Origin of the sequence: Mesorhizobium sp. M2A.F.Ca.ET.039.01.1.1 (genome assembly GCF_003998035.1) — a bacterium.
Classification (GTDB): Bacteria; Pseudomonadota; Alphaproteobacteria; order Rhizobiales; family Rhizobiaceae; genus Mesorhizobium.
Map to the genome: position 1 here is coordinate 1 of NZ_RZRY01000418.1, position 5,622 is coordinate 5,622.

The following is a 5,622-nucleotide window of genomic DNA, read 5'->3' on the forward strand; positions in this document are numbered from 1 at the left end:
GACCTATGCCGAACACGCCCGCGCCGCAGCTATTGCCGGCCATGCGGTCGCGGAAGTCAGCGACTTCGACGCGCTGGCCGAGGCGGACCTCGCGGTGCTGGTCAATCCTAACAATCCGGACGGGCGAGTGATCGAAAAGCCGCGCCTGCTTGACCTCGCGGCGCTGCTTCACGCCAAGGGTGGGCTGCTCGTCGTCGACGAGGCCTTCATGGATGTCGGCCCGGTCGAGCATAGCCTGGCCGGCAATGTCGGGGAGGGCGGCATTGTCGTGCTGCGCTCGTTCGGCAAGTTTTTTGGCCTGGCGGGTGTTCGGCTTGGCTTCGCGCTGACGGATGCGCTGACGGCCGAGCGGCTGGATGCGCAACTGGGGCCTTGGGCCGTGGCCGGTCCGGCGCTCGAATATGGCATCCGCGCCTTGTCGGATGCGGCATGGCAGGCCGATATGCGGCAACGCCTGGCACAGGATGCCGGTCGCCTCGACATCCTGCTTGGCCGATTCGACGTTCCGGTCTCCGGCGGTACCTCGCTTTTCCGCTATCTGTCTTTCGCGGGTGCACCGGGCCTGTTTTCGGCACTCGGCGAGCAGGGCGTGCTGGTCCGCCATTTCGCCGAGCGTCCCGGGGTCCTGCGCATCGGCTTGCCGGGCAGCGAACCAGAATGGCAGCGCCTTGAAAGCGCCCTTGCCGCCTGGGCCGCACGGCGTAAGGATGCGCCGAAGGAGTCCGGACAATGATCCATGTCTGTTCGCTGTCGAAGGTCGACGAGACCGTGGCAAGGACCGGCGCGCAGCGCTTGCTGTCACTGCTTGCCGCGGGCACGGAAGTGGCGCGCCCGGCTTCGATCCTGGCGGAAAACCATCTGCATCTCGTCATGCACGACATCGCCGTGGCGCAGGAAGGCATGACGATGCCGGGCGAGGAGCATGTGCGGGCCTTGCTGGATTTCGCCTATCGCTGGGATCGCGTGAGGCCGCTGGTCGTGCACTGTTATGCCGGCGTCAGCCGCTCGACTGCTTCGGCCTATATCATCGCGGCGGCTCTGGCGCCGCAGCGTGACGAGATGGAACTCGCGAAGGCGCTGCGCTTCCTGTCGCCGACAGCGACGCCCAATCCACGGCTAATCGCGGTTGCCGACATGCTGCTTCAGCGGGACGGCCGCATGATCGCGGCGATCGAGGCGATCGGGCGCGGCGCGGATGCTTTCGAAGGGATACCCTTCGAGCTCCCTATCGAGGGGTAGAAGAGCGACCCGCTAGGACAGCCATTCTGAAAGCTTTGCCTTACGGACGTCTTTCACCAGATTGATGAACCCGTCTGCCTGATGCTCGGCGGTGAGCCGACCCTTCTCGGCGGTGGCGATCGAGGCATCGCCGACCACGCCGTTGGGGTTGAGGTCGCTGGCGATCCAGGCGAAGGCATGCGTTCCGGTGTGGCGCAGCAGGGCGAATTCCTGTTCGGCGCGGGCGACATTGGAGACGAAATTGTCGGCCTTGCTCATGTCGACGAGGTCGGGCCGGAAGTGCAGCATCAGCGAGGTCTCGACATCGCCGCCATGGATGCCGTGACGGTCTTCGAGCTCGGTATACATGCCGGCCGGGCGGCCGAAGCGCTGCCAGCTCGTCTTCACCGACAGCATCTTGGCGCGCACACGCAATTCGCGCGAGATGATGCCCATGATCTCTTCATTGCCGCCATGCGAATTGACGATGATCAGCTTTCTCACCCCGGCGCGCGCGATCGACAGCCCAAGCTCGGTCCAGGCGTCGGCCAAGGTCGTGGCGGGCAGAGTGAGCGTTCCCGGCGCATGCAGGTGCTCGTTCGACTTGCCGACCGCCTGCACCGGCAGGATGCGGATGTCGAGATCGTCGGGCAGCCGCGCGATCACCGTCTCCAGCATGCCCATCATGATCGAGGTGTCGGTCGAGACCGGAAGGTGAGGGCCATGCTGCTCGATCGCCGCCACCGCCAGCACGGCAATCGTCGCCTCGGCGTCGATCGAGGCGTATTCGGTCGTCCGGTAATCGCCCCACCACACACGTCTTTTGGCCACTTTAGTCTCCGATTGCTCTCCGTCCGCACCGGTCGGTGTAATGCGCTTATTGGCTACGGGCAACGCTATCCTGCCGCCAAAACCTCCACCTCGACCTTGAATTCCGGGCGGGCGAAGCCGGAGACGATCATCAGCGTAGAGGCCGGCGCCGGATCGGAAAAGAGCCGGTTGCGGACATCCATATAGGGCTGCAGGTGGGCACGATCGGTGACGAAGGCGTTGATGCGCACAATGTCGTTCAAGGTGAGCCCGGCTTCGCTGAGGATCGCGGCTATGTTCTTGAAGCAAAGCTCCGTCTGGGCCCCCGCATCCTCCGGTACGGCATCGTCCGGGCTGATGCCCAGCTGTCCGGAGCACAGCACCAGGCGTTTTCCGGCGGGGATTTCAACGCCGTGGCTGTAGCGGGCGAAGGGCGGCTTGATGGCCTTGGGGGCGAGGTATTTCAGCATGGCATTCTCCTGTGCGCCCGCAGACTAAGGCTCGATTCATGAAACCTTCAAGATGCGGTGCATGCCTCCCGGGCGATTATGGACAGGCGTCCAAAAAATAGGCACGATGCCTCGCGTACGGCATGACCCGTCCGGTCTCGGCAATGACTGTCGCACAAGCAGGCGGCCCAGGCGGTGGCATGTGTCTTGCTTCTTGAATCAATGGTGTCGAGCTCAGCGCGTTGCGCGCCCGGGCCAAGAGAGGGTGAGTTTATGATCGGAAATGGGAAGATCCTGGCGGGGTCGATCGCCTTGCTGGTGGCGGGCACGCTGGCTGCTGCCGCGAACGAGAAGGTAACGTTCGGCACCAACTGGCTGGCCGAGCCGGAGCATGGCGGCTACTATCAGGCCGTTGCCGACGGCACCTACGCCGCCTGCGGCCTCGATGTCACCATCATGCAGGGCGGCCCGCAGGTCAGCGGTCGGCCGATGCTGCTTGCCGGCAAGATCGATTTCTACATGGGCGGCAATCTGCTGTCGGCCTTCGACGCTGTGCAGCAGGGCATCCCGATGCGCGTCGTCGCCGCCGATTTCCAGAAAGACCCACAGGTCCTCATGTCCCAGCCGGGGCAGGGGCTGGACAAGTGGGAAGACCTCAAGAACGCCGACCAGTACATCCTCGGCGACGAGGGCGCGCAGACCTTCTTCCAGTGGATGGTGACCGAGCTCGGTTTCGATGCAGCGAAGCGCGTGCCCTACACCTTCAACCCGGCGCCCTTCATCGCCAACAAGAAGTCGATCCAGCAGGGCTATGTCACGTCCGAGCCCTTTGCGGTGCAGAAGGCGGGCGGCTTCGTGCCGAACCAGTTCCTGCTCGCCGATTATGGCTGGGAAACCTATGCGACCACGGTCGAGGTTATGCAGGACACGATCGACAAGCGGCCGGAGGTCGTGCAGTGCTTCGTCGATGGCTCGGCCAAGGGTTGGTACAACTATCTCTACGGCGACAACAAAGCCGCCAACGACATGATCAAGAAGGACAATCCGGACATGACGGATGAGCAGATCGCCTTCTCGATCGAGCAGCTGAAGAAGTTCGGCGTCGTCGATTCGGGCGATTCGGAAAAGCTCGGCATCGGCGCCATGACCGACGCGCGCATCCAGAGTTTTTACGACAAGATGGTCAAGGCCAAGGTCGCGCAGCCGGGCATCGACATCAAGAAGGCCTACACGCTGGCTTTCATCAACAAGGGCGTTGGGCTGGAGCTGAAGAAGTAAGGCGGCCTGCCTGAGATGATCCAGGAGAAAGTGGCTGAGACGCCGACGGCATCGGGCGAGGCCCCGATGCTGCTTTCGTTGCGCAATGTCGGCAAGGTCTTTTCCAATGGCGTGACGGCCCTGAGCAAGGTGGATCTCGCGATCCGCGAAGGCGATTTCCTGAGCCTGCTCGGCCCGTCCGGCTGCGGCAAGTCGACCGCGCTCAGGCTGATCGCAGGCCTATCGACGCCGACCTCCGGCCAGCTCGACTGGCGCGGCTCGATCGACCGCTCGAACATCGGCTTCGTCTTCCAGGAGCCGACGCTGCTGCCTTGGGCGAGCGTCTTTGACAATGTCTGGCTGCCGCTGCGGCTCAAGGGCGTGTCGCGGGCCAAGGCTGCGCCGGCGGTGATGGAGATGTTGGCGCGGGTCCATCTCACCGGTTTCGAAAATGCCGTGCCGCGCGAGCTTTCCGGCGGCATGAAGATGCGGGTGTCGATCGCGCGGGCCATGGTGACGAAGCCGCGCATCCTCCTGATGGACGAGCCGTTCGCGGCGCTGGACGAGATCACTCGCTTCAAGCTCAACAACGACCTTCTGGAGCTGTGGCAGGACGAGCGTTTCACCGTCGTCTTCGTCACCCACAGCGTCTTCGAAAGCGTGTTCCTGTCCAGCCGCGTCGTCGTCATGGCCGCGCGGCCGGGCCGCGTTTTCGGCGAGCTCCCCATCAGCGCGCCTTATCCGCGCGACGAGGTGTTCCGGACCTCACCCGACTATGCCGCGCTTTGCCGGCAGGCTTCGGACGTGCTGGTCGACGCCATCAACTCAACCGCCGGACCGCACCATGACGGCCATTGATGACATTGCATTGAAGCTCGACCCCGAGGAGGCGCGCCGCGCCCGCCAGGAGCGTCTTGAGCGCATTGGCAAATGGGTGCTGCCGCTGGCGATCATGGTGCTGGCGATCTGGCTGTGGGATCGCGTCTGCGTCTGGAACGACATCCCGCAATACATCCTGCCGCGGCCGGGCGTGGTGTTGCAGACACTGCACAGCGACGCCGGCCTGTTGTTCTCCTCGCTGCTGGTGACGCTCAGGATCACCTTCCTCAGCCTTTTGCTCGCCGTCATCGGCGGCGTCGGGCTGGCGGTGCTGTTCGCACAGTCGAAATGGATGGAGATGTCGTTCTTCCCCTTCGCCATCGTGCTGCAGGTGACGCCGATCGTCGCCATCTTCCCGCTGATCAACATCTATGTGAACAACCAGACCGTCAAACTGCTGCTCTGCGCCTGGATCGTCGCCTTCTTCCCGATCCTCTCCAACACCACGCTCGGGCTGAACTCGGTCGACCGGAACCTGCGCGACCTGTTCAAGCTCAACGGCGCGACACGCTGGCAGCAATTGCGCTATTTGCGCCTGCCGGCGGCGATGCCCTATTTCCTCGGCGGGTTGAAGATCGCTGGCGGCCTGTCGCTGATCGGCGCCGTGGTCGCCGAATTCGTCGCCGGCGCGCAGGGGCAGTCGTCCGGGCTTGCCTCGCGCATCATCGAGGCCGGCTACCGGCTCAACGCGCCGCGCCTGTTCGCGGCGCTGATCCTGATCTCGCTGACCGGCATCCTGATCTTCCTGGTGCTGTCGCTGGTGTCGCATCTGATCCTGCGCCGCTGGCACGAGAGCGCCCTCAAGCAGGAGCATTAGGGTGGTTGGCGCCGCAGAGGAAATCACGAAGAGGGCCAGATCTTGATACCTGCCTCTGGTTCTTACCAGCTTGCCAATGCCCGCGTTCACCGTTCGCTGACGCCCGGGCTTACAGCACCGTTCGACGCGGACGGTTTCGCGCTGGCCGATCTGGTGGTCGCCGACGGCAAGATCGCGAGCATTGCAGCGCGC

The 5,622-nt window shown here is 64.0% G+C and carries 7 protein-coding genes; 5 read left to right on the forward strand and 2 right to left on the reverse strand.

The genetic code is table 11. From position 1 onward, the window contains the following. The coding region (locus EOA24_RS25560) for an aminotransferase class I/II-fold pyridoxal phosphate-dependent enzyme (protein WP_127410184.1) at positions 1-733 on the forward strand (733 nt) is incomplete at its 5' end. After that, positions 730-1,239: a tyrosine phosphatase family protein gene (locus tag EOA24_RS25565; RefSeq protein ID WP_126082138.1), complete on the forward strand. Its 510-nt coding sequence runs from the start codon at positions 730-732 to the stop codon at positions 1,237-1,239. The genes EOA24_RS25560 and EOA24_RS25565, both read left to right, overlap by 4 nt. Positions 1,240-1,251: 12 nt before the next feature. On the opposite strand, the gene EOA24_RS25570 is transcribed toward EOA24_RS25565, so the two are convergent. Beyond that, positions 1,252-2,049 (reverse strand): creatininase family protein, encoded by a 798-nt coding sequence (locus EOA24_RS25570; RefSeq protein ID WP_126082139.1) that lies wholly within the window; start codon positions 2,047-2,049, stop codon positions 1,252-1,254. A 65-nt stretch (positions 2,050-2,114) separates the two neighbouring features. Further along, positions 2,115-2,498 carry a RidA family protein gene (locus EOA24_RS25575; protein WP_126082140.1) on the reverse strand — a complete coding sequence of 128 codons (384 nt, stop codon included), beginning with the start codon at positions 2,496-2,498 and terminating at the stop codon, positions 2,115-2,117. Positions 2,499-2,750: 252 nt separating this feature from the next. On the opposite strand from EOA24_RS25575, the gene EOA24_RS25580 reads away from it, so the two are divergent. Genes EOA24_RS25580 through EOA24_RS25590 form a run of 3 tightly spaced genes read left to right on the forward strand, consistent with a single transcriptional unit; the run spans position 2,751 to position 5,430 of the window. Next, positions 2,751-3,755 carry an ABC transporter substrate-binding protein gene (locus tag EOA24_RS25580; RefSeq protein WP_126082141.1) on the forward strand — a complete coding sequence of 335 codons (1,005 nt, stop codon included), beginning with the start codon at positions 2,751-2,753 and terminating at the stop codon, positions 3,753-3,755. 15 nt (positions 3,756-3,770) lie between these two features. Beyond that, positions 3,771-4,592 (forward strand): ABC transporter ATP-binding protein, encoded by an 822-nt coding sequence (locus EOA24_RS25585; protein WP_126082142.1) that lies wholly within the window; start codon positions 3,771-3,773, stop codon positions 4,590-4,592. Continuing rightward, a complete protein-coding gene (locus EOA24_RS25590) occupies positions 4,579-5,430 on the forward strand; it encodes an ABC transporter permease (RefSeq protein ID WP_126082143.1) in 852 nt (283 codons plus the stop codon). Before EOA24_RS25585 ends, EOA24_RS25590 begins: the two co-directional genes overlap by 14 nt. The last annotated feature ends 192 nt before the right edge of the window (positions 5,431-5,622 follow it).